Genomic DNA, 24,524 nt, shown 5'->3' on the forward strand with positions numbered 1-24,524 from the left:
GTATGAATAGTCTTGCTCAGCAAGCCATGCCCAGCTGTCGCCTATATAAGGCGGATCAGGCAAATAGCCTCACCTTTGAGATCAGCGCGCCGCCAGATAGCCAATGGTACCTGCTTAGCCGTGCCACACCTTTCGATGCCTGGTTTAGTGAATTTTTGACCCTAACCGATACTCAGCGCCAGACAGTTCTCGAGTATCAAGGCGCACTGGCCAAGCGCGGCCAGCCCAGCGACGATGAATACCTGCTGTTACCAACGGATAAACCGTTAACCGCATCGCTGCAGCTTTCTCAGGCCTACGTTATCGCACCTGGCGAGTATCGGGTATCGCTCAAGACTTTGCATCTAATCCAAAGTTTGGACCACAAAGAAGATGCGACTTACCTTGAATGCCCCAGCTTATTAATAAGTCTGCCCTGATCTTCAGACATAAAAAAACCACCCAGAGGGTGGTTTTTTATCAATGAAACTCGACGCCGATTAGACCAATTTCATCTCTTGAATGATCTCATGGGCTATCTCTGGTGTCGTACTTACTGGCTTTTGATGTAAATCTGCCTTCAACTGACCTTTTCTATGCTTTAGCGCCGCATCAAGTTTTTTGGCTGCAGCCGCTATAGCCGGATACATAACATCGTCACTCCCAGAGGCTGATATCCGACTACCTTCATAATTCGTACTGAGTTCGACCTGATACTCTCCATGCTCTTTGGCAATGATGACATCGAGTGAGATTAACGTGGGGAAATGGGTCGCGATTTTGGAAAACTTTTGATTCACATGCTCTTTTATTGAATCGGTAATGTCTACGTGGTGACCAGAAAGATTTATTTTCATAGGTTTTCCTTTTTAGGATGACTTCAATAATGAACTTGGGATGAGTGAAAGAAAAAACAAGGGGTGAAACGCTTTTTTTTCATTTAACGCCTATTTAAGCATGGGCGAAATCCAAGTAAATATCCATTCAGTGTCTACTAATGTGTACTCCCCATAGAGGTTAAAAGCAAGCAGGCAAAACAGAATATCAGGCACAAATGGGGTATATCGAGCATAAATCCCACAAAGTAAACAAAATTTAATCAATTTGTCTTTTATCTACCACACTCATGATAATCGGTTAGCTTTACATGTAAATGCGAATGAGAATTTATGTCAACAAGGGTAAGATACCGTATACCTAACACACCATGACATAACCGATAGTGAATAGCGCCATAGCCAAGTATCAGTCGCTGTTTGAGCGAGACCTCTCTCCCACAGCTTCCGTCATTATACGTTTACTCTGCTCTCTTCTCGGCGGTTACGGCACTGCAGCACTCGCCTGCGTCTTACTGACAGAGTTATTACCCCTTAGCCGAATCGATGCGGTACTGATTGCAACCATGAGCTCTTTTAGCCTGTTTGCTGCCATGATCATTCGACTTTTTAGCCTGAAATCCCACAAACGCGTGGTACTGGAACCTCTGACAGTTTGCTTAGCGCTCTATTGCCTCACCTTAGCTTTGGGTTAATACCATGAAAGAAACCTTTTTCCGCTCTATGACCTGGCTGCATACTTGGGCGGGTTTAGCCGTCTGCTGGCTACTCTTGCTTATCTTTTTTGCGGGTAGCTTGAGCTACTTTCGCCATGAGATCACCCTTTGGAGCAAACCTGAGCTACACCAGGAAGTATTTCAAAGCTACTCTCAAAAGCTACTAAACAAACAGATCGCACAAGGCCAGAACTACTTGGCCGAAGTCGCACCCGATGCTAATAGCTGGATCATCAGTCTGCCTACCGAGCGTAAACCTTACCTAAGCTTTGCCTGGCAAGATGCCCCGCTTAAAGGCGAGCGCCGCGGTAAATATCACGAACATGTGGTCAGTCAGAATAGTCAGCAGATGATCACCGAAATACGCGATTCGAAAGGGGGCAACTTCTTCTATCGCTTACACTTTGATCTTCATTACCTTCCGGTAGCGACTGCGCGCTGGATTGTTGGCCTGGCCACTATGGCGATGCTTATCGCCCTGATCAGCGGCGTGGTGATCCATAAACGCATCTTTAAAGACTTCTTCAGTTTCAGACGCGCCAAGGGAAGCCGCTCATGGCTCGACGCCCACAATGTGAGTGCCGTCATGGCGCTGCCCTACCACCTGATCATCACCTATACAGGCCTGATCACCCTGATGTTTATGTTCATGCCTTGGGGCGCCTTAACTCAATATGATGGCGATGTACGCGCCTTTCGCGCCGACCTCAATCCCGCCCGCATGCAGATTAAACCAAGCCAAGTATCCGCCGAGTTGGTTCAAGCAAAGCAGCTATTACCACAAGTAGAGCAGCAGTGGGGCTTGGCGCCATTAAAACAGGTGACCATAAACGCGCCAGGACGTGATAACAGCCGCATCAGCTTCACCCTCAATAGCGCCCATAAGGTGACAGACAGCCGCACTATGCTTAGCTTCGATGGCGTCACCGGCCAGCCACTCTTTAAAGAAGATCTCAAAACGGCGACCTATCAGACCTATGATACCCTGATGGCCTTGCATACCGCGCGCTTTGCCGACTGGGCACTAAGGGGGCTGTTCTTCCTCTGCGGACTGATGGGCTGCGCCATGATCGCCACAGGCACACTTCTTTGGGCGGTAAAGATTGCTCAAAAACAGCAAAAAGCGATACTGGCAGGCGCTAAGCCTTCGATGGATCTTAAACTCGTCAATGTCCTCAATATCAGCGTGATCTGCGGGCTGCCGCTGGCTAGCGCAGTGTTTCTCTACGCTAACCGCTTACTGTCCGTCGACCTGAGCGACAGAGCCCAGCGCGAAGTCGATAGCTTCTTTATCACCATAGCGGTTATCGCCTGTATCGCCATCTGGGACGCAGTACGAAACCAACAATCATTAGCACGCTGGCGACAATGGCTAATGCTGACCGCCTTTGCGTTTGGGGCACTGCCACTACTCAACGCGGTGACCTCAGGACAACACCTTGTCGGCAACATAGTCGCCGGTCAATGGACCTTGGCCGGAGTAGACATCGCTTGTTTGCTGTTTGCCTTAATCGCTGGCTTTGCCGCCAAGCGAGTATCTCAAGCTCCAGGTCTGATTGAGCGCTCTATGCCTGCTAAGCACACTGGCAAAATGAAGGAGGTACGCCCATGATCGCGGCACTGTCACTGACTTTTACCGCCTTTGGCGCACTGGCGCTGGCCATGTTCACTCATTTTAAGAGCTGTTTTAATAAGGCCCCCAGCAGTAAACAGCAAAGGATATTCACCTTGCTGGGCTGGGGCTTATTAGCACTCAGCTTTAGCCTATTGATTCAAGAGTATGATATCGCTTATGCCAGTATCACCTTTTTTGGTGTCATGAGCGGCGCAGCGCTTACCGTTATCTTGCTACTCAGCTATCAAGCCAAAACCCTGCCCACCGCCATGATAACCGCGACAGTTATTGCGTTAGGCAACCTCGTTATATGAGATAACAAGCTAGGTTAAAAAGGAGCTAGGGGATTAGTTTACAAAGCTGAGTTTACAAAGCTGAGTGCACAAAGCTGAATATATAAAGCTGAGTGCAGAGAATCAGTTTCGATTGATAGACACTTCAACTAAAGCTATTAACTTAAGCCTGTTAACTTAAGCCTCTAAACTTAAATCGCCTGTTTGCACATATTTCATTCAGCCTGGATTCAGTCACTGTTGTTTATCATCTGCTTATACTCAGGCAGATATTAACAGGCATCTAGGTGCGAATTTCAAAAACGACGGCTTACCAGAAGTGGATGCGTCACGATTCCAGCGCAAATGGAAAAACTAAGTCCAAGGCTCAAGTAGGGCTTTATCGGCAATTGGCTAACGCCGCAGACCATACCCAAGACAAAGTCACACTGTCGCCATTGGCGCTGCAGTTAAGTGCTCAGGCACATCAAAAAAACTGAGACCCCAAGCGAGCTCTGGCAGCGCAAAAGCGCCTTGCAAATCTAACCTTTTAGATTCAATAGATTTTGCTGAGGGCAAAGCCAGCAATCTTTGCTATATTGGCCATCTCAGTCACTAACTCCCAAGCCAGATGTCTTTTTCAGTCACCATCTCTTGGCCGCAAACCAGAGATCAAGATCAACGCAGCAAAGATCATCAACTCGATTTTGCCAGTGGCCAAACACTTGAAGGTTCTGCGGCTCCTGAGTATCAAGGCAGCCAGGATAAGGTCAATCCAGAGGAGAGCCTGCTTAGCGCACTCGCTGCCTGTCATATGTTGAGCTTTCTAACCATAGCGCAGAAGAAACGCCTTGAGGTAATTAGCTACCAAGACTGTGCCAGCGCCGAGCTTGGCCGCAATAGCCAGGGGCGCACGGCAATCACGCAAATCACGCTAAATCCTAAAGTGATATTTAACACAGAGCAGAGCGAAGAGACGTTAGCCAAGCTGCATGCTTTGGCTCATAAACATTGTTTTATTGCCAACTCCTTAACCAAAGAGCTGACGATAAAGATAACACCTAGCTAGAATCGACAGCTCGAGCATTGCAGTCCGGATTGAGTTCCATCCCCCGATACATCGAGTCAAGACAGGCAGATAAGCGAGGCTATGGCAATCCATTAGCCATTCATTTGGCTATCACTCTTTTCGATTGATATCTGCCACGCGACAACCAATCGTTTCAAATCAAGCCATCTTTCAATAAAAATGGAGGTTACCGACCTGGGAACTGCTTGGTCGGTAACCCCCTAAAACTTACTTAGTTAACACAAGGCGTTAATGCACAGTTTATTTAATGTCTTGGGCCATCCCTTTTGCAGGCATAGGCTGTGCCTTGATCGGCAACACAGGTTCAACTTCCAATTTCTGCTTAAGGTAGTTGATCGCCTTGGTCAGCTGGGCATCTTGTCCCTTGAAGGTGGCATGGGGCAGGTTATCCACCTCGATATCCGGACTGATACCACGCCCCTCGACAATCCAGCGACCATCCATCGCATATTGCGGATACTCGGCAACTCGCGCCATCCCCTTATCGGTCAGAGCGTTACGTCCAGACAACCAAACGCCTGCGCCTGCGGTTTGCTTACCGATAAGCGGCGCCAAGCCTAAGGCCTTGATGCCAGCAGAGAAGGTCTCACCGTCTGAATAGGTTAGCTGATCTGTAAGCACCACAAGATGACCACGGAAGGTCTGCTGCATATTGGTGTTTGGCGTGCCTTGAGTCGGCTGCCAGAACATCCAGGCACGGCGCAGCAGTTTTTCGATCACCCAGCTATCGATATTACCGCCGCGATTACGGCGCACATCGATAATTAGGCCTTTCTTATCGATATTAGCGTAGAACTCGCGGGCAAAGCTGGCGATATCACCCGCGCCCATGGCATAAAGATGCAGGTAACCTATCTCGCCATCGCCCGCCTTGGCGACTTTCTGGTTATTGTTACTGACCCAATCCAGGTATCTCAGCTTGGCATCGTTGCGATTGGATACAGGCAACACTATGGTCTTGATCTCACTGCGTCCACGCTTGAGCGTCAGCAACACCTGCTTGCTAGCCTGATTGCGCAGATAACGCGCCACATCGGCAACGCTAGTCACCGGCTTACCATTAATCGCAAGAATGAGATCGCCCACCTTGGCATTCACATCCACCTTTGCCAGCGGCGCAGCCAACTCAGGCAGCTCACTATCGTTTTGATAGATATGTGCAATCTTGACCCCATTTTCTGTTTGCAACAGACGAGCCCCTAGATTGGCCCCCTGAGGAAGGTTAGGGTTTTGCGGCAGATCGCCACCACGCACCTGCGAGTGCAAGGCATCCAGCTCACCCATCATCTGTTTGAAGATATCATTAAGCTCATGGCGATCTGTCAGCCTGGCCAACAGCGGCTGATACTTGGTCTTGGTCGCCTGCCAGTCGAGACCGCGCATCTGCTTATCGAAGAAGGAGTCTCTGTGCATCAGCCAGGCATCTTCAAACATCTGTTGCCACTCTAGCTGAGGCGAAATGGCCAGTTGCCACTGCTCGGTCTGCACTCTGGCGTGGGCCAGATCTTTCGGCAAGGCATCACCCGCATCGACAATCAGCATCTCTTCGCCGCCTTTACTGTGACGACGCAAAAATAACTTGCTGTCGTCGGCCGAAAGCGCATAGCTGGCGACATCTTCGCTGAAGGTCTCCACCTTAGGCGCCAGTGGATCAAATTTAATCCAATCGAGCTTAGGAGCCTGGTTAGCATCCACCGACCGCGAGATGAGATAAAGGCCTTTGTCTGTCACCTGTAGCTTACTGTAATTCCCCGAAGCGACAGGCACCTGCCACAGGCGCTCGCTGAGCCCCTGCCACTGCACCTGTATCTTTGCATCATCCGCTTCGTCCTTTTTCTCAGCTGTCACGCTGAGCTCATTCGGCTTACTGAAGGGAAAGCGCGCCTCAGGTGTCAGCGCCAGGGCAAAGATCTGCCCACGCTTGTCAAAAACCGGGCCCATGTTACGATCGCCCCAAGGCGATGTCGGCGTGGCGTTAAAGGCACGGTTTGAAATGAAATAGAGCCATTGACCATCAGTGCTGAAGGCTGGCGAGAAAGATTCATACTTGTCGCTGGTCAGCGCCTGGGCTTTATCTTCCTCCAGTGAATAGAGCACAATTTGAGGCCTAAGCTGGCCACGTTCATCCTTGGTCACGGCGATAAAACGGCTATCGTTAGACCAAACCACATCACCATAAGGGCCAAGTCCCTGACCATTGGTCATGATCTTAGTGTTGCGAGCCTTCTTGAGATCCAATAACCAGAGATCGCCGTTGTAATCATCATGGGCAATATATCGGCCATCGGGTGACAGGCTCAGCCCCATGCGCAGGGCGCTGGCATCCTGAGTCAACTGCTTAGCCGACGCACTGCCATCGGCCGCGTAGCGCCAGATCTCCTGCTCGCCAGAGGCGTCGCTGATACCATAGACCCACTTGCCATCTGGGCTCATCACGGCGCCGCGCACCCGGTAATCCCCTGGCAAGGCCAGCTCCACCAGCCGCGACCCATCTGTACCCGCCACAGCAACATGGCTACGAGCTGTGATCACCACCTTGTCCCCTTTAGGAGCCAAGTGCGTAGAGGTGGCAAACTTCATAGGTTGGTTGACCCAGTGCTCGCGACGCTCGGCAAAATCAGAGGTTAAGTGGATCTCCTCTGTGGTGAGGCGATTACTGGCAATATCGAAAAGCTTGATGTCGGCGCCTTGCTGAAACACGATACGGCCATTATCCAATCGGGCACCACGCACCTGCCAGGCATCAAATTGTGTGTGTTGACGCAGATCTTTGCCATCGAGCGTCATCGACCAGATGTTATCGTTGCCACTGCTATCACTGACAAAATAAAGACGCTCTTGCCACAGCATAGGCTGACGAACAGAGCCATCATGGCCCGCGGTTAACGGCTCCGCTTCCTGCTCGCTACCCAGCTTAAAGCGCCACAACTCTCCTTTGGCGCCGCCGCGATATACCTTAGCGTTATCGCCCGTGGCCTGCAGACCGAAGCGGGTAAAGTAGACATATTGCCCTACACTATCAATCACGCCCTCGATGGCATCCGCCAATGGCAGATCTTGCGTCTTGAGTGTCTGAGGATCGACGCTGCGTAGCACCCAGTAGTTCGCCGGACCAAAGGCATTATCGGTGGCATACAGCACCTGGCCATCATGGGTCCAGCCTTGAACCCGCACTCGGCTATTTTCGAAACTGACTCGTTTGGCCACGCCGCCCTTAAGCGGCATCACATAGACCTCACTCGCTCCCTCATAGTTGGCGACAAAAGCCAGCTGGCGACCGTCGTTTGAAATCGCTGCCCCGAGCTCCTCTGCCGGAAGACTGGTTAAACGCCTGGCCTGGGGATCACCCAGTTGCTGCAGCCAAAGATCGCCTTCAGCGGTAAAGACCAAGGTATCGTCATGTAGGGCTGGAGAGCGGTAATAGCCAATATTCTCTGACGCGGTTGAATTGACAGTCTGAATATTGTTGGTCTGAGAAGCAAAAAGCGGAGAGGATGAAGCCGTGCCCAATGCCAAGACGCAACAGGCAAAAAGATGAGAAAGTTTCATAATACGCTCAAAGTAAGATCAAATTTATTCTTATGGGGCAACAAGGTAGCAAACTTTCCTTAAATCTACAGTAATTTATAACCAAAGAAGTATTAGCAAATGTGTACAAGTTTACTGAGGCGTAACAACTCCTCACCTGAGGTCGCTAGAGGACAAGATATGGATAATAAGGTAACGGCTAAGGTTTCAGCTTCTGCGGACAGAGTAAGCGCATTGGGTAGTTTTTCTCGAGCCAGCCTGAGGCGCTGGCGGCAAGCGTTAGTCAGGCACAACTTTGATAGATAAGGCCTGGCAGCGACACGCCATAGCCAGCCTAGGCACCTTTTTCATCCCTTTTATCCCTTCTCCACCTTTTATCATCTGACGTTTTGACTAGATATTGCTCCTTATGAGCAATCTATTCGAGAGTCGCTGGGGATTTTGGATGCGATAACATACCTGATTGCATAAGCAAAACGGGGCGCTAAGGCCCCGTTTATCATGCTAATGCTTCAGCTTAAGTCACTCTTTCCCCTGTCGATGGGCCTTAATTTTATCTACAAGCGCTAACCACTGAGCATGCTGAGGATGGCCGCTGTCTTGCAATCTTGGACGCTCCTTCAACAGTCGCTGGTACAGGGTATCGGCATCGCTCCACAACTCACTATCGACCAGCTGTTGTAGATGATTTACCGCCTGAATATCTGAAATATTCGCCTTAGCTTGGCCATCCGCGTTTATCGGTGCTGCCAGCTTATGACTCTTTTCGCTTTGCGCAACAGGTCCCTGCTGCTCACTAGATTCTGGTGCTTGCTGCGACATTGTCCGCGGCTGCATCTGACTCGCACCGTCTGACGGCTTGACGGCTCTCATCGACTCGACGGCTTGATCGCTGGCCATCATAGGCATCATCTGCTCAGTAATGGGGGGCTGTGGCTGATTTAAATTAAGCAGTAACAAGCTTGAAAGCAATAAAACCGAGGCAGCCGATGATAATGGCCAGCGATATTGACGCCAGAAACTGACGACCTTAACATCCCCATTACCCGCCGACTCATTAAGCTTGCTTTGATGTTGGCTCGCCATAGCCAATATTCGCGCGTCGAGTTCGGCCGAAGGCTCTTCGTTAGCCTTAGCCTGATACAGGGCTTTTAGCTGAAGATTCGAGATCTCCTGTTCGCTTCTATCTGACATTCGCGTGCTCCTGCCATTTCTGTTGCACACAGGCTTTGAGCGCCTGACTGGCATAACGAATACGGCTCTTGGTCGCCTCCATGCCCGCACCGGCTATTTCGCCGATCACTGCCGCCGTAAATCCCATCTCCACACTGAGCAAGAAAGCCTCCTTCTGCACATGGGGAAGCTGGCTAATGCAATGCTTTAAAATTATCGCCTTCTGTTCTTCTTCAAGCTGACTATCGGGCACCGCCACATCACTTGTTAACTGTGACTCTAATGTCTGCTCTTCCCCTATAGGCTCACTCAAGCTGTCTACCGGTTTAAGGGCTCTGACGTGATCGATCAGTAAATTATGAGCGATTCGATAGAGCCAGGTGGTGAACTTGGCTCTTTGCTGATAACCACTGGCCGCCTTTATCACTCGGCTCCAGGTCTCTTGATAAAGATCCTCAGCCAGGGCACTGTCACCTATCTGACGCATGAAATAACGATACAGGCCACCCTTGTGCTTATGGTAAAGCAGCTCAAAGGCCTTCTGATCTCCTTGGGCATACTGCGCCATTAAAGCCTGATCACTATCTGTCTCGATTTCAGATACTTGTTCCACGCTGGGACTCCCTCATGTCAGCTCCTTCAGCGGAGAGAAATGGATGCTATAGTGAGTCTGCATCGCCCGACGTGGTTTGTCCATGCTTAGCCAATAACTTGCGAGTTAATTCAACTATATGGCTAACTAACGCACCAAATTTTCAGTGCTTCGCGTACTGAGTTTTAGGTAAGCCTTTAGTGATGTAAACGTATCAGCTAGCAAAAGGGGTTATTGCTGCCCATAAAAAAACCGCGAACCTAAGGCTCGCGGTTTATTTTCGATAAGTTGCGCAATTATGCTTGAGCTAGCTTCTCTTGCAGCTTGGCATCTTTGGCTTGTACGGCTTCTGCCGATTTGGCACGTTCTTCTTTTACCGCTAGCGCCAAGGCATCGTCACCAACTGCAAGCATTTGCGCTGCCAGGTAACCTGCGTTCTTCGCACCTGCGCTACCAATCGCCACAGTCGCAACAGGTACACCGCCAGGCATCATGACAGTTGATAATAGGGCATCGTGTCCCTGCAGTGGACCACAATCAACTGGCACACCAATCACTGGACGAGTAGTGATACCCGCTACAGCACCTGCCAGGTGAGCAGCCAGACCCGCTGCGCAGATAAAGACTTTACAACCACGCGCTTCGGCATCGGTAACGTAAGCGTGTGTTGCCGCTGGCGTGCGGTGCGCCGAGGTAACTTTAGCTTCAAATTGAATACCGAAGGTTTTTAACACATCTAAGGTGGCTTGCATTGTTGGGAGATCAGAATCTGATCCCATTAATACGGCAACAAATGGCTTAGTCATCTTTTATCCTTTTTGTAGGTAAGGCTATTGTTTTGCGCGCATTATAGTCATTTTTAAATGCAGATAACAGGGGCCGAGCGGATTAACTCAACCAAAGAAAAAAAGCATAAGCAGCAAAAGCTTAGCTTAAATTCACCTTAAAAATATTGTACCGCTGATAAAACAGTGAGTTCTGACCTGTTGCTTACCCAAAAAACAACCGCCACAACCAGGAAGAATCTAAGTTTTCCTGACAAGTGCGATACTGAGCCGCATAGCGCTTAGCACGCTTATCCACCTTGTCGGCCACCTTAATCAGCCAGGGTTTTTGCTTATAAGTACCACGCTTATAGCCTCCCCAACCTTCGTGATAGTTAAGATATTGATTGCGAGCATCCCACTTAGACACGCCGTTGATCTTCTGGGTCTTGTAGATGAACCACCCCATGAAATCCATCGCATCATCGAAGTTACTGCGACTGGACCAGGAATTACCTGTCTCACGGACATAATCATCCCAGGTCATGGTTTTGGCTTGTGCATAGCCATAGGCGTCACTGGCTCGCCCAATAGGGATAAAGCCGAGGAAATATTCCATCGGCGGAGCAGCGTTGTGTTTGAATGAGCTTTCCTGGTACATCATGGCTAAGGGCACATGCACGGGCACGCCCCACTTTTCACGGGCATCGACCGCGGCCTCATACCAGTCACGGTTCTCCTGGTAGATGGCGCAAAGATTTTCTGGATCCTTAGGCGGAGAAGTGGCGCAGCCTCCAAGGGAGAGCAATAACATGGCGGTAACTAGGGCGGAAATTCTTGTCATCAAAAGACCCAAAACAATAAGCGATTCAAAATAGGGGCTATTAACCTTTGTCGTTAGTTTCTGCGTCCGTTTATCGGCGATTGCTTGTTTGTTGCCATTGACATCGCGAAACAGTACTTCAAGATTCGCGCTTGGCTCAAAATGCGTTTAAATCAAACAGAAGTAAACTTCAAAGCTCAACAGAGCTTAGTTTCACATCCTTACCCACGAGAAGCAATCGGCAGCGGTCAAATTTAACGCCAAGAGGCTGTTTACTAATTGGTTTCGCTAATAAACTCACATTCATGGGGTTCCTGCGCCCAAACGACAGGCTGCCAGTAATCGGTATCTAAACCTCGATAGATCTTATCCTGATTAAATTGGGCGGCCAGATGGTAGCGTTGGTTGGCTTCAAGGTGCAGGGTCAAAGTCTTGGTTTGGCGCGCCGCGAGTTTCACTTTCAATCGCGGCGAGTCGATAAGCTCGGCTAGGGTAAATTGATACTCCCCTGGCGCCAGGCGATAATTTGGCCTTGAGATCACCGGCTTACCATTAAGGTGTGTCACCACGGCGCGATAGAGCCCCTGGGATTCATCCGGCATCTGATAGCCGGACACAGTTGCACATAAGGCGTCTTCGTCAGGCCCAGAGGCGCAGCCTGACAAGATAGCGAGCGCCGCAAGATAACAACTGACTTTTCTACAAGCTGAACTGACTCTCATGTCACTCGCCTTAACCTTATACCACTTGTTCTATTGGCTGCGGCGCCTCGGCAAAGTAATCGGCTAGGTACTGTTCAAAGTCCTGCACCGACTCGGCTTCAAGCTGAGCCTGGTCCTGCAGCGACTGCTCGGCCGCCGCCTCATAATCCGATGCAACCTTAGGGCTCAAGGGATAATCCAACAAGGCGTGATAATACTCTTTAGCCAGCTCCTTAACCCATAGACTGTGATCGACGCCTTTAGCCATCAAGGCCGACATCACTCTGCCAGACAGTGTCTTAGCAGGGTCTTGAACCGCCTCATACCAATGAGCCAAACTCTGTTGATACGCATCTTCCTCGCCATCGAGCAGCTTAGCTAAGGTTTCTAGCTCGCCAAATAGCGATTCTAGCCAGTCTTTCAACCCTATCTCTTCTCCTGCCTTACACAAGGTGAGCCCAGGTTGACGCCCATGGGTGATCACTCGGTTCAGGTTCTCGCTAATCGCCGCCTCATCTTGAGCATCGCTCTTAGGCGATGGCGTAAGCAGGCAGTAGAGCAAGAAGAGATCGAGAAAACGCACCTGGTCGGCCTCGATACCTACCGGGCTAAATGGATTGACATCCAGCGCTCGCACCTCGATATATTCAACCCCGGCACGGGCGAGCGCCTGAGAGGGTTTCTCTCCCGCCTGGGTCACGCGCTTAGCACGAATAGGCGAGTAAAACTCATTCTCTATCTGCAATACATTAGAATTTAACTGGCGAAACTCACCATCAACCTTAACGCCTATTTTCTCAAAATGGGCTGACGGCATCTTAATGGCAGCATTGATCCCCGACAGATATTCGCCGAGGGAGTTGTAACTGATATTAAGCCGTTCCTGCTCCTTGTTGGTATAACCAAGGTCACTCATGCGCAGCGAGGTGGCATAAGGTAGATAAAGCGTGCCCTTGCCTAGCTTTTCGAAAGCCAGATCGGTTTTCTGATCCTTGATAAAGGAGCTACACAATGCCGGAGAGGCGCCAAATAGATAAGGGAGTACCCACACCAGACGGCGGTAATTTCGAATCAATCCGAAATAGGACTCTGAAATAAAATCGCCAAGGTTCAGACGCTTATCTGACACTTGATAAAGCTTTTGCCACAGGTCATCGGATACGGAAAAATTAAAATGCACTCCAGAGATGATCTGCATCTGCGCACCATATCTGTAGGTTAGCCCTTTACGATACAAACGCTTAAGTTTGCCAGTGTTAGAACTGCCATAGTCGGCAATGGGGATATCGGCCACATCACCGACATAACAGGGCATGCTAACCGGCCAGAGCTGTTGCTCTCCCAGATGACGAACAGTGAAGGCGTGGGTTTGAGTAAGATCCGTCAGCAGTGCGTCAATGTCTTGATACACGGGTGTAATGAACTCGAGCAACGACTCGCTATAATCAGTAGTGATCCGCGAATTCGTTAGCGCTGCTCCTAATGCCTTTGGGTGCTTATCTGTTGCCAGATGACCAGATGGTTCGATACGTAATGCCTCGCGCTCTATGCCCCGTATCATCCCCGCCAGTGCGGCTCGTCCCTGCTCATTATCGAGTAGGCCAATCACTTCATTGAAAGAGTTCAATATCTTTGTCTCTCATTGCTTCAACCGTTTGCCTTGCAAGTCAGACCTGCAATAAGCGCGTTTGCTTTCGCCATCACCACAAAATAGCCGCTGTGCTAGATCCTTGGCAAGGGAAAAAAATAAAGCGGTGAGCAGAGTTAATGCTCACCGCTGATGCCTTATATATGGGCGTAATATCGAAATTACAACTCCAAATGACTCACCTTGTAGCCTAAGGCTTTAATCTCGGTCTCGATTTTAGCGCTATCACCGACGATTAACACTATCATATTGTCCATTTCGAGTTTTTCCTTGGCCAGGCGATTAAGTTCATCTTTTCCTATTTGCTTGATGATCTTTGCCTGCTGCTCGGTATAGTCGGGTGACAGATTATAGCGCTGGATCTTACGCATGAAACCCGCCTTTTGATAGGGGGTTTCATAATCTAGCGCCTGTCCCTGTGAGATCGAGCTGCGCATAAAGGCCAGTTCTTTGTCCGTCATGCCTTTGGCCTGATAGCCCTCAATCTCTTTGGCAAATTCAACTAGTGCCTTAGCCGTCACATCACTGCGTACACTGGCTGAAGCCTCGAACAAGCCTTGCTCGCTGCCGCCACTGAAGTAGCTACGTGCACCATAGGTATAGCCCTTATCTTCACGCAGATTAAGGTTAATTCGGCTGTTAAAGGCACCGCCTAAGGGATAGTTCATCAAATAGGACTTAAAGAACTCGCCGGTGGCGTCAAATGCCATGGCACGCTTACCGATTTTAATCACAGATTGCGCCGCGCCCGGCTTATCGAGAATGTAGACAGTACCGGCATCGAGTTTAGGCAGCTCCGCCAGAGTTGGCAGTTTACTCGCCTCTCCAGTCCACTTTGATAAGCCTGTTAACTTAGGCATCAGCTCCGACTGTGACAAGTTAGTCACGGCCACTATCTGGGCGTTACCGGCGCGATATTGCTTGTCGTAGAAAGCCTTAACATCATCGAGTGTCAGCTGAGACACTGTATCTGGGGTGCCCATGGCGCTCACACCCAGTGCTGTGTCACCACCATAGAGTAAGGCGTCAAACCGAGTATCGGCCAGATAGTTAGGGTCGGACTGCATATGCTGCAGGCTCTGCATGTGTTGCCCAATCACACGGGTAAAATCTTGCTCTTTAAACCCTGGGTGAAAGAGTTTCTCCTCCACTATGGCCAAGGTCTCATCAAGGTGCGAGGTTAGCGCTGAGACTTTGATATAGCTTTGATAAACACTGCTACCAAAGCTGACGCTACTGCCTATCATCTCCAGTGCCTGTGCCAGCTCCTCGGTGCTGCGCTGCTCGCTCGACTCATTGAGCATGGCTGCCGTCAGGCTGGCAAGTCCCGCCTGTTTAACGTCAACAAGACGATGCCCGCCATTGAGGTAGATAAGCAGCTCGACCGTGGGGGTCTCGTCGCTTTCAGTTCCCATTACTGCGATACCGTTACTTAATGTATCTGTCCACAGACTCGGCGCAGTGATCACCGGCGCCTGTTGGGCGCTTGGCATTTGACTACGATCGAAGCTGCTGTGGGCCTCAGCCACCTCTGTTACGCCTGTTACCGCCTCAGCAGCCACTCGCGGCGCAGGCGGCACAAAGTTATCCTCATGGGCGATCAGCTGCTTCTGCCCCTGGGGCACTACACTCATCACAACCATAGGTTTGTCCTTGATATAGGTGTTAAACACCCGCATCACATCTTCTTTGGTCACGCTGGCATAGCGCTTAAGATCGTGCGCTATCATATCGGGATTACCAAAGAAGGTTTGATTCAGCGCAAGTGTCGATACCTTACCCTTGACGCTTTGCAGGCCAAAGATAGTGCTGGCCTCGAACTGAACCTTTACTTTTTGCAGATCGTCGTCTGTTACGCCCCGCTGTTCAAACTCGGCGATAGACTCCTTGATACGCTGCTCCACATCAGCCAGCTGACCGCCTCGTGCTGGATTGGCCAGGGCGTAGATAGAAAACTGACATGCCAGCTCTTGGCAAGGATGGCTTACACCAGCCTGCACAGCATAACCATCTTTCACTAAGTTTTTATAAACCAGTGATGTGGGGCCGCCGCCGATAATGTTGGCTAATAGGTCCAGCGCCGCTTCATCTTCATGGCTGGCATAGACGGTTGGAAATGCCATGCGCAGCAGCGGCAAATGTACCCTGTCTTCCATCGAGATATAACGTGTCTTGTCCAAGGTCACCAGTTGCTTGGGCTCAGGTTTCACCTCTGGGCCTCTTGGGATCTCACCAAAATACTTGTTCACCCAAGCAAGGGCCTGCATCTCGTCAAAATCACCACCTATGGTCAAGGTGGCATTGTTAGGTCCATACCAACGCTGGAAGAAATGTTTCACATCATCGAGCTCGGCGCGGTCAAGATCTTCTGGCCAGCCAATCACCGGCCAAGAGTATTGATGACCCGATGGATAGAACGCCTGATTGAAGCGCTCGTTCATCCGACCATAGGGCTGGTTATCGATACGTTGTGCCCGCTCGTTCTTCACGGTTTCACGCTGCACCTCAAACTTGTTCTCGGTCAAGGCTGGCAAGAAATAGCCCATGCGATCCGACTCTAACCAGAGCATCTTTTCCAGCTGATTGCTGGGTACAGTCTCAAAATAGTTGGTTCGATCTGTGTTGGTGGTACCGTTAAGGGTGCCTCCGGCTTCCGTCACCGTCTTAAAATGCTGCTCATCGCCTACATGTTTAGAGCCCTGGAACATCATATGTTCAAAGAGATGTGCAAAACCTGAACGTCCAGGCAACTCCCTTGCCGACCCCACATGGTAGGTCACATCGACGTGAACCAATGGATCGGAACGATCTTGATGCAAGATAACCGTCAGGCCGTTGGCCAGTTGATATTTTTTATAGGGGATGCCAACACCTGATTCGGCTAAGGCCACATTCTCAATCAGGGAGACGCCCTGAGGGAGCGCCGTTTGCACAGGCGCAGTCGCGCAGGCGCTCAATGCCGCTGAGATAGCCGCGGCCAATATCCATTTTTTCATTTATTACTCCTACAAGAAACAACCAAGGTTTACTGCCGAGGTTAACGCCCCAGGGTAGCAGCCAAATAGCTTACACCCAATGTAGCGCTAATGCCGCAACTAGCAGATAACGCAACCCTTTCCCGATCAAAATCATCAGACTGGATTTAAGCAAAGGCATCTTCATCCAGCCCGCAAGTAGACACAAGATATCGCCGATAAGCGGCGTCCAGGCGAGCAACAGGCTCCAATAGCCATAACGCTCAATCAATTTAACGCTATGACGATACCGACCACTGGCCAGTTCCTCAGGCGTCTTGGCCACACGGCCCAAAGCCCCCAAATAATAACTGGTCAAGGAACCTAATGTGTTCCCCAGGGTAGCCGCGATTACCAAAGCAAGCCAGGTCTCAGGCGCCTGATCGATCAGCGCCACCAACAAAACCTCAGAACCTCCAGGTAGCAAGGTTGCGGCGAAAAAGGCGCCACTAAAGATCAACCATAACGCGGTCATAATTTGCTACCTAATGAAAAAAAGTAAATTTTTATGTGCAATCTATTCAAAATAATAATGTTACCTAAAAGTGAAAATTTAATCTTATTAAAACAAACTCTTATATCACAATAAGTTATAACAAAATCGCTTTGGTAAGCAAGGTAAAGCCCAGATACAATGTCAGGCTCTCTCGTTAAGGTTGAAATACCTGGATGGCTCATGCTAGAACAAGCAATTCACGATTGATAAAAAACGCCATCCACAATAACAACTTAAAAAATTTGGAACAAACCCATGTGGCAAACAATTAAACAGATCCCCTTTTGGCAAAAAGTTCTCGCCGGTTTTATTTTAGGGGTGAGTCTGGGCATTATTCTGGGCGAACAAGCAACACACCTTAAGCCTTTGGGCGATCTTTTCATCGCAGCCATCAAGATGTTGGTTGCCCCGCTCATCTTCTGCGCTATTGTCGTCAGTATCACCTCACTGGGTAATGATGTCAGCCTTAAACGCCTAAGCTTTAAGACACTGGCAATGTTTATGCTAACCGGCACTATCGCCTCGCTCATTGGCCTCACCGTGGGTAGTCTGATCGACATGGGCGGCTCAATGGAGCTAGCCACCACAGAGGTGCGTGAACGCAACGTGCCAGGCTTTGCCCAGGTGCTACTGGATATGATCCCCGTTAACCCTTTTGCTTCTCTTGCCGAAGGTAAAGTACTGCAGATCATCGTCTTTGCTGCCTTAGTCGGTATTGCCATCAACAAGATTGGCGAAAAAGCCGAGCCTTTGAAACGTACGATTGAAGCCGGTGCAGAGGTGATGTTCCAGCTTACCCGTATGGTGCTGCAACTAACGCCTATCGGCGTATTTGGTCTGATGGCCTGGGTGGTTGGCGAATATGGTTTGTCGACCCTGCTGCCGCTAGGTAAGTTTATTGGCGCCATCTACATTGCCGCCTTGATCCACATACTGTTCGTTTATGGCGGCCTGATTAAATTCGCGGCAGGGCTAAGCCCAGTCCAATTTTTCAGAAAGGCGATGCCAGCTCAGTTGGTGGCCTTTACCACGGCCTCTAGCTTCGGCACTCTGCCAGCCAGTACCCGCGCCACAGAAACCATGGGCGTATCCAAAAAATATGGCGCCTTTGTACTGCCGTTAGGTGCCACCATGAACATGGATGGTTGTGGCGGTATCTACCCGGCAATCGCGGCTATTTTCATCGCACAAATCTACGGTATTCCGCTAGAGATGACCGACTACATGCTGATTGCGGTCACCGCAACGGTTGCTTCAGTGGGCACAGCCGGTGTACCTGGTAGTGCCATGGTCATGCTCTCGGTAACCTTAGGCGTAGTTGGTCTGCCACTTGAGGGAATCGCCTTTATCGCCGCCATCGACCGAGTGATCGATATGATGCGCACAGCGACAAATGTGACGGGCGACATGATGACTGCCGTGGTGGTTGGTAAGTCTGAAGGTCAGCTAGATGAAGAGCAGTTCTACCGCAATGATGAAGTTGAAACTTCAAAGGCCACAGGCTAAGCCTTACCAGCTCCCCAGAAAACAATAAGCCGCTTAATGCGGCTTTTTTATTGCTAATTGCTTGTTAAAACAGAAATACTGGGTTTAAATCATATAAGACTCGCCTCTAGCAATAAGGTACTGATAAACCATTATGGCTCGCATGTTTTTACTGCCGATCATCTTAAGTCTATTCTGGGCACTCTTTCTCTATCTTAACGGCGTGCCGTTACGACAAGGCAAGAAAGGCTTCATCTATATCATAGCAATCAGTGCAACCCTGATGCTGTCACTCGGCTTCCTGCTCTGGCTCACCGCCGAACAAAATCTACGGGGCTAAAACAGCAATGCCGAGTACAGGCACAAATTTTATAACAACACTTACTTCTGGTCAGTGAATGCCGCTAAGTGCGCTTCCAACTCTGCTTCTGTGGTGGGCAGTTCGCTTAACTCAAAGGTCAATGGATGGCCGCCATTCAACATAAACACTGAATGCTCACCGTGATCATAATGAAACCATTTACCGTTAACACAGATATCGGTATAGCAATTAGGTCGTAACTCCATCATTCGATCCTCTCTCAAAATGGGCTTAGGCTCACTAAAACACAGCGAATGCGAACCAGATCACACTTATAAAACACTAAAACGACACACTAGGCGTTGATCTGCATCAATTGCTTTAGCATTAGCTTGATTAAGTTATATCGCATAGACCACACGTAAAACGGCCAGCACGCAGGCTGACCGTTCAAAACCGAGTAAAACTTTAGCGATTAGCCACCCAATACCGCTAAGAGAACCCCGGCGGCAACGGCGGAGCCCAGGACACCCGCTACATTGGGCCCCATGGCGTGCATCAAGAGGAAGTTCTGCTGATTAGCCTGCAGCCCTACTTTATTGACCACCCTAGCCGCCATAGGCACAGCCGATACACCGGCCGCACCAATCAGAGGATTGATAGTGCCTCCAGACAACTTGCTCATCAGTTTGGCCATCAACACTCCGGTCGCCGTACCAATACCAAAAGCCACGGCGCCCAAGACTAAAATACCTAAGGTTTCCACCTGGAGAAATTTATCCGCCGATAGCTTAGAGCCGACCGCCAAACCCAGAAAGATAGTGACTAAGTTAATCAGCTCATTCTGCGCCGTACTAGATAACCTATCGACCACACCAGACTCTCGCATTAGGTTACCCAGACAGAACATGCCCACCAAAGGTGTTGCTGCCGGCAAGAAGAGTATGGTCAACCCTAGTACCGACAAAGGAAAGATGATTTTCTCTTTCTTACTCACCTCACGCAGTTGCTCCATCTTGATCTGACGCTCGGCCTCTGTCGTCAGCAGCTTCATGATAGGCGGCTGGATAATAGGTACCAGAGCCATATAAGAGTATGCCGCTACCGCAATTGCACCAAGCAGATCTGGCGCCAGCTTAGAGGCTAAGAATATAGCCGTTGGCCCATCAGCGCCGCCGATGATGGCAATCGCCGCCGCATCTTGCATCGAGAACTCAAAACCAGGTACGGCATTGAGAGCGATAGCACCAATTAAGGTGGCAAAGATACCAAACTGCGCCGCCGCCCCCAGAAGCAACATCTTAGGGTTAGCGATAAGGGCACCGAAATCGGTCAAGGCGCCGACCCCCATGAAGATCAATAGCGGAAAGACGCCGGTTTCAATCCCTACATGATAGGCGTAGTAAAGCATGCCGCCCTCTTCGGTGAAGCCCCCATTAGGGATGTTAGCCAAGATGGCACCAAAGCCTATCGGCAACAGCAACAGCGGCTCAAATCCTCTGGCGATAGCCAGATAGAGTAACACCACGCCAACCGCCATCATAAATAGCTGGCCAGAAGTGAAATTGGCGATCCCCGATTCCGCCCAAAAGGCAATTAATCCGTCCATTGTGGCTCCTAAGCTATGGCAAGCAGTTGATTGCCAACGGCAACAGAGTCACCTTCCTTAACGCAAACCTTGGCAATCACACCATCTGATTCGGCGCGGATTTCGGTTTCCATCTTCATGGCTTCGAGAATGATCACCACATCCCCCGCCTTAACGGCATCGCCAGGCTGCACATTCACCTTGAAGATATTGCCCGACAACGGCGCATTCATGGGCGAACCCTCACCAACACTGGTTGCAGCGGGTTCTGGCGCCGCAAAAGGCACGACATTCTCGCTAGGCACTATTTGACTGATATCGCCACCCGGTGAGACCTCAACCACAAAGCTCTGACCTTGTACATTGACCGTATAGGTCTCTTTACCTTTCGATGGAACGGCCTGCTGTACATCGTTGCTAATCGACGGCTGAAGCGCTTCTGGCTTAGGCTCAAAGGCATCTGGGTTATTGCGGTTTTTAAGGAACTTAAGACCGATTTGTGGAAAGAGTGCATAAGTCAGCACATCATCGTCCAATTCTGCAGCCAAGCTTATCTGCTCGCTACTGGCTTTGTCCCTCAATTCAGCCCTAAGGCTGTCTAGCTCGGCTGGCAGCAGGTCGGCAGGACGACAAGTGATCGCCTCACCACCGGCCAATACTTTCGCCTGCAGCTCACTATTCACTGGCGCCGGCGTAGCGCCGTATTCACCCTTGAGTACACCTTCTGTCTCTTTAGTCAGTGATTTATAACGCTCACCTGTGAGTACGTTAATCACTGCCTGTGTGCCAACAATCTGTGAGGTAGGGGTCACCAATGGAATAAAGCCAAGGTCTTCACGAACCTTAGGGATCTCCTCAAGCACGAGATCTAACTTGTCTGTAGCCCCCTGCTCTCTCAGCTGATTTTCCATATTAGTGAGCATGCCACCAGGCACTTGGGCACGTAGAATGCGCGAATCGATCCCCTTTAGTTCCCCTTCAAAGGCAGCGTATTTCTTGCGTACCTCTCTGAAATAGGCTGCGATCTCTTCGAGCAGCGCCATGTCATAACCTGTGGCTCTGTCTGTGTCTTCCACCATGGCCACTAAGGTCTCTGTGGCGCTGTGGCCATAGGTTTGGCTCATAGAGGAGATAGCGGTATCTAGCACGTCAATACCGGCCTCAATAGCCTTCTGATAGGTCGCTGTACTTAACCCTGTGGTCGCATGACACTGCATGGAAACGATCAGATTGGTCTGCGCCTTTAGCTGGCTAATCAACTCATAGGCGTCAAATGGCTTTAGCAGACCTGCCATATCTTTGATACAGAGTGAATGGCAGCCCATATCTTCCAGGCGTTTCGCCATATCGACCCAAGTCTTTAAGGTGTGGACCGGGCTGGTAGTGTAAGAGATAGTCCCCTGAGCGTGGGCGCCAACGTCGACCACAGATTTAACTGCAGCCTCAAGATTGCGCACATCATTCATGGCATCGAAAATACGGAAGACATCTACACCATTGTCATGGGCTCGCTCAACGAAACGATGTACTAGATCATCACCATAGTGGCGGTAGCCCAAAAGGTTCTGGCCTCGAAGCAGCATCTGCTGCGGCGTGTTAGGCATAGCTTTCTTTAATTCACGAATACGCTCCCAAGGATCCTCTCCCAGATAACGAATACAGGCATCAAAAGTCGCGCCCCCCCAAGACTCCAATGACCAAAACCCAACTTTGTCTAATTGGGCGGCGATAGGAAGCATATCTTCGATACGAAGACGTGTGGCAAGAATCGATTGGTGTGCATCTCTTAGAACAACATCGGTTAATGCAAGTGGCTTGCTCATAAAAACTCCCTACTCTTTATTATGCTTTGGCGCGGTATTGATGTATGGCTGCAGAAATTACGGCGACCATTTTAGGATCTACACCAGTAAAATGGGGTACACCTTCGTCAGAAGCGTCTGATACAGGCGGTACATGGGCCTCTGGTGCAAATTTCCAAGCAACCAATTTCACAACCCCAATGAGTATAGTGAGGAATATAAACACCAATCCCATACCTAGCCCCATGATCATCAACGCTTCCATTATCTGTTGAGCCATTGAATCCATACAGTCCTCTCAGGTTAATCGCGCTCTTAGATTGACGATTCAGCCATCTACAAGCTATTTATTCACAATATGCGCATTTAAATAAACACAAGTCGCTACAGGTGTCGACCGGTTAAGCGCAAAAAGCTCTCCTGCGACCAGGAAACCTTAACCAATCTATAACAAAAAGGCGAGCACATTGTAAATTGGTCTTACCATAATAAGACTAATTGATGATAGGCCGTCTTACATTCCATAATAAATTAACTGTAATTTTAGCGATTCATCAGAAATTTAGGCACCAAGACTAGATTTACGTTAAAAACCTAGAAATGAGTTAAAAATTGAATTCACAAAAAAGAACAAGGCATAGTTGAATATGCAAGTTTATGCATAAAAAACAGTAAACAAAGGACTATCTAGGCAAGACTGGATAAATGAGCAGGGAAAATCAAGACATAAAAAAACCCGCAACCAAAGTTGCGGGTTTTAATAATGGCGGAGAAGGAGGGATTCGAACCCTCGATGGGAGTTAAAGCCCATACTCCCTTAGCAGGGGAGCGCCTTCGGCCACTCGGCCACCTCTCCGTCTAAAATGGTACGCGTGAGAGGATTCGAACCTCTGACCGCCTGGTTCGTAGCCAGGTACTCTATCCAGCTGAGCTACACGCGCAAATTCTAGTCTTACAAACAAAACGACGGTAAAAACCGTCGATTTTTTTAAATATGGTACGCGTGAGAGGATTCGAACCTCTGACCGCCTGGTTCGTAGCCAGGTACTCTATCCAGCTGAGCTACACGCGCACAGAATAAAACAGTAGAAGAAATAGATGGTACGCGTGAGAGGATTCGAACCTCTGACCGCCTGGTTCGTAGCCAGGTACTCTATCCAGCTGAGCTACACGCGCATCTTATATCTATAAACCTACTTTCACTGAAAAACAAATGGTACGCGTGAGAGGATTCGAACCTCTGACCGCCTGGTTCGTAGCCAGGTACTCTATCCAGCTGAGCTACACGCGCCCTGTTTTGTCAGTTAAGAAATGGCGGAGAAGGAGGGATTCGAACCCTCGATGGGAGTTAAAGCCCATACTCCCTTAGCAGGGGAGCGCCTTCGGCCACTCGGCCACCTCTCCGTTTTCTTGGCGCACATATTACTGTTTGAAGAAAATAAGTCAAACCATTTCTCCTAAACAAATACTGTTTGAGCTGTTTTTAAGCAGTTACCCCTGATTATCCTACAGCCCTGTATGCTATGTCGCCGTAATGGTTAAAAAGCTTACAATGAAAAACAAAAAAGCCAGCAAAATTGCTGACTCTTATCATGTTACACTGGTTAAATCTTTCGCTTAAAAATTGCCGCCTTCAGAAGAGCCACCTGACTTTTCAGACTGGATACGCTGATAAATCTCTTCACGATGAACCGAAACTTCTTTTGGTGCATTGACACCAATACGAACTTGATTGCCCTTTACGCCTAAAACGGTGACAGTAACTTCATCACCAATCATCAGTGTTTCACCAACACGACGAGTCAATATCAGCATTTTTTTGCTCCTTTAGTTCCTAATTCTGCTTTTACGGCACTATTCCGTTATAACCTTATTATACGGTCAGCTTAGTACAAATTAATAGTGTTCTGACAAAAAACACCCATTTATTGCATGTTAATTCGTTTAAATGTGCCACACATCGCTGATTTATCAGATATGAGCATAAGAGATAAATGGGATAGTAAGGACGATCAATTAAACCAGCATTAAATTTAGCACTTTAAACTGTACCTTAGCTTAAGAGAGCATCAATTTGACACAAAAAAAGCGCTCAAAGAGC

The 24,524-nt window shown here is 49.4% G+C and carries 23 protein-coding genes and 6 tRNA genes; 8 read left to right on the forward strand and 21 right to left on the reverse strand.

All coding sequences use genetic code 11. The features are described 5' to 3' along the window. Positions 1-2: 2 nt before the first annotated feature. Positions 3-419 (forward strand): hypothetical protein, encoded by a 417-nt coding sequence (locus tag CFF01_RS13175; protein ID WP_088905102.1) that lies wholly within the window; start codon positions 3-5, stop codon positions 417-419. 60 nt (positions 420-479) lie between these two features. Here the strand turns inward: CFF01_RS13175 and hpf are convergent, their stop codons facing one another. Continuing rightward, positions 480-836, reverse strand: a complete 357-nt coding sequence (gene hpf, locus CFF01_RS13180) for a ribosome hibernation-promoting factor, HPF/YfiA family (protein WP_033538551.1) — start codon at positions 834-836, stop codon at positions 480-482. A gap of 365 nt (positions 837-1,201) precedes the next feature. Here hpf and CFF01_RS19150 point away from each other — a divergent pair, with 365 nt between their 5' ends. From CFF01_RS19150 to CFF01_RS13195, 5 genes are all read left to right on the forward strand, one after another. Then, a complete protein-coding gene (locus tag CFF01_RS19150; RefSeq protein WP_157705002.1) occupies positions 1,202-1,510 on the forward strand; it encodes a hypothetical protein in 309 nt (102 codons plus the stop codon). A 4-nt stretch (positions 1,511-1,514) separates the two neighbouring features. Then, positions 1,515-3,143 (forward strand): PepSY-associated TM helix domain-containing protein, encoded by a 1,629-nt coding sequence (locus tag CFF01_RS13185; protein ID WP_088905103.1) that lies wholly within the window; start codon positions 1,515-1,517, stop codon positions 3,141-3,143. Continuing rightward, positions 3,140-3,460, forward strand: coding sequence for a DUF3325 domain-containing protein (locus CFF01_RS13190; RefSeq protein WP_088905104.1), 321 nt, complete (start codon positions 3,140-3,142; stop codon positions 3,458-3,460). The genes CFF01_RS13185 and CFF01_RS13190 overlap by 4 nt, the downstream gene beginning before the upstream one ends. Before the next feature lie 266 nt (positions 3,461-3,726). Continuing rightward, positions 3,727-3,918 (forward strand): hypothetical protein, encoded by a 192-nt coding sequence (locus tag CFF01_RS19155; RefSeq protein ID WP_157705004.1) that lies wholly within the window; start codon positions 3,727-3,729, stop codon positions 3,916-3,918. A 131-nt stretch (positions 3,919-4,049) separates the two neighbouring features. After that, entirely contained in the window at positions 4,050-4,487 is a 438-nt protein-coding gene (locus tag CFF01_RS13195; protein ID WP_033538554.1) for an OsmC family protein, read from the forward strand. Positions 4,488-4,748: 261 nt separating this feature from the next. On the opposite strand, the gene CFF01_RS13200 is transcribed toward CFF01_RS13195, so the two are convergent. The 9 genes from CFF01_RS13200 to CFF01_RS13240 form a co-directional block, all read right to left on the reverse strand. Continuing rightward, positions 4,749-8,057: a S41 family peptidase gene (locus CFF01_RS13200; protein WP_088905105.1), complete on the reverse strand. Its 3,309-nt coding sequence runs from the start codon at positions 8,055-8,057 to the stop codon at positions 4,749-4,751. 501 nt (positions 8,058-8,558) lie between these two features. Next, a complete protein-coding gene (locus CFF01_RS13205; protein WP_088905106.1) occupies positions 8,559-9,230 on the reverse strand; it encodes a hypothetical protein in 672 nt (223 codons plus the stop codon). Beyond that, positions 9,220-9,777, reverse strand: a complete 558-nt coding sequence (locus CFF01_RS13210) for a sigma-70 family RNA polymerase sigma factor (protein ID WP_088905954.1) — start codon at positions 9,775-9,777, stop codon at positions 9,220-9,222. The genes CFF01_RS13205 and CFF01_RS13210 overlap by 11 nt, the downstream gene beginning before the upstream one ends. A gap of 320 nt (positions 9,778-10,097) precedes the next feature. After that, positions 10,098-10,607 (reverse strand): 5-(carboxyamino)imidazole ribonucleotide mutase, encoded by a 510-nt coding sequence (gene purE / locus CFF01_RS13215; RefSeq protein WP_088905107.1) that lies wholly within the window; start codon positions 10,605-10,607, stop codon positions 10,098-10,100. 184 nt (positions 10,608-10,791) lie between these two features. After that, complete coding sequence (locus CFF01_RS13220; RefSeq protein ID WP_088905108.1) at positions 10,792-11,409, reverse strand: transglycosylase SLT domain-containing protein; 618 nt, start codon at positions 11,407-11,409, stop codon at positions 10,792-10,794. Between the two features lie 254 nt (positions 11,410-11,663). Continuing rightward, positions 11,664-12,110, reverse strand: a complete 447-nt coding sequence (locus tag CFF01_RS13225; protein WP_088905109.1) for a hypothetical protein — start codon at positions 12,108-12,110, stop codon at positions 11,664-11,666. Between the two features lie 16 nt (positions 12,111-12,126). Next, positions 12,127-13,716 (reverse strand): glutamate--cysteine ligase, encoded by a 1,590-nt coding sequence (gene gshA / locus CFF01_RS13230; protein ID WP_198387045.1) that lies wholly within the window; start codon positions 13,714-13,716, stop codon positions 12,127-12,129. A gap of 182 nt (positions 13,717-13,898) precedes the next feature. Further along, positions 13,899-16,733 carry a M16 family metallopeptidase gene (locus tag CFF01_RS13235; protein WP_088905110.1) on the reverse strand — a complete coding sequence of 945 codons (2,835 nt, stop codon included), beginning with the start codon at positions 16,731-16,733 and terminating at the stop codon, positions 13,899-13,901. 70 nt (positions 16,734-16,803) lie between these two features. Then, a complete protein-coding gene (locus CFF01_RS13240; protein WP_088905111.1) occupies positions 16,804-17,226 on the reverse strand; it encodes a YqaA family protein in 423 nt (140 codons plus the stop codon). Between the two features lie 276 nt (positions 17,227-17,502). Between CFF01_RS13240 and CFF01_RS13245 the strand changes: the two genes are divergently transcribed. Then, complete coding sequence (locus CFF01_RS13245; RefSeq protein ID WP_088905112.1) at positions 17,503-18,753, forward strand: dicarboxylate/amino acid:cation symporter; 1,251 nt, start codon at positions 17,503-17,505, stop codon at positions 18,751-18,753. A 133-nt stretch (positions 18,754-18,886) separates the two neighbouring features. After that, on the forward strand, positions 18,887-19,072 hold the full coding sequence (locus CFF01_RS13250; protein ID WP_033538564.1) for a hypothetical protein: 186 nt from the start codon (positions 18,887-18,889) through the stop codon (positions 19,070-19,072). A 41-nt stretch (positions 19,073-19,113) separates the two neighbouring features. Here CFF01_RS13250 and CFF01_RS13255 read toward each other — a convergent pair whose 3' ends face one another. The 11 genes from CFF01_RS13255 to csrA form a co-directional block, all read right to left on the reverse strand. After that, positions 19,114-19,299 (reverse strand): hypothetical protein, encoded by a 186-nt coding sequence (locus tag CFF01_RS13255; protein ID WP_033538642.1) that lies wholly within the window; start codon positions 19,297-19,299, stop codon positions 19,114-19,116. Between the two features lie 209 nt (positions 19,300-19,508). Continuing rightward, positions 19,509-20,642, reverse strand: coding sequence for a sodium ion-translocating decarboxylase subunit beta (locus CFF01_RS13260; protein WP_033538565.1), 1,134 nt, complete (start codon positions 20,640-20,642; stop codon positions 19,509-19,511). Positions 20,643-20,650: 8 nt separating this feature from the next. Further along, positions 20,651-22,444: a sodium-extruding oxaloacetate decarboxylase subunit alpha gene (oadA, locus tag CFF01_RS13265; protein ID WP_088905113.1), complete on the reverse strand. Its 1,794-nt coding sequence runs from the start codon at positions 22,442-22,444 to the stop codon at positions 20,651-20,653. Between the two features lie 19 nt (positions 22,445-22,463). Then, on the reverse strand, positions 22,464-22,712 hold the full coding sequence (locus tag CFF01_RS13270; protein ID WP_088905114.1) for an OadG family protein: 249 nt from the start codon (positions 22,710-22,712) through the stop codon (positions 22,464-22,466). Positions 22,713-23,187: 475 nt separating this feature from the next. Further along, positions 23,188-23,279, reverse strand: a tRNA-Ser gene (locus tag CFF01_RS13275). Between the two features lie 8 nt (positions 23,280-23,287). Continuing rightward, positions 23,288-23,364 (reverse strand) — tRNA-Arg (locus tag CFF01_RS13280). 54 nt (positions 23,365-23,418) lie between these two features. Beyond that, positions 23,419-23,495: transfer RNA gene (locus tag CFF01_RS13285), tRNA-Arg, on the reverse strand. A gap of 27 nt (positions 23,496-23,522) precedes the next feature. Then, positions 23,523-23,599: transfer RNA gene (locus CFF01_RS13290), tRNA-Arg, on the reverse strand. A gap of 38 nt (positions 23,600-23,637) precedes the next feature. Next, positions 23,638-23,714, reverse strand: a tRNA-Arg gene (locus CFF01_RS13295). A 21-nt stretch (positions 23,715-23,735) separates the two neighbouring features. After that, positions 23,736-23,827, reverse strand: a tRNA-Ser gene (locus tag CFF01_RS13300). Between the two features lie 213 nt (positions 23,828-24,040). After that, on the reverse strand, positions 24,041-24,238 hold the full coding sequence (csrA, locus tag CFF01_RS13305) for a carbon storage regulator CsrA (RefSeq protein ID WP_033538568.1): 198 nt from the start codon (positions 24,236-24,238) through the stop codon (positions 24,041-24,043). Between the last annotated feature and the right edge of the window lie 286 nt (positions 24,239-24,524).

The sequence above is a fragment of the Shewanella marisflavi genome (assembly GCF_002215585.1).
Lineage (GTDB): Bacteria > Pseudomonadota > Gammaproteobacteria > Enterobacterales > Shewanellaceae > Shewanella > Shewanella marisflavi.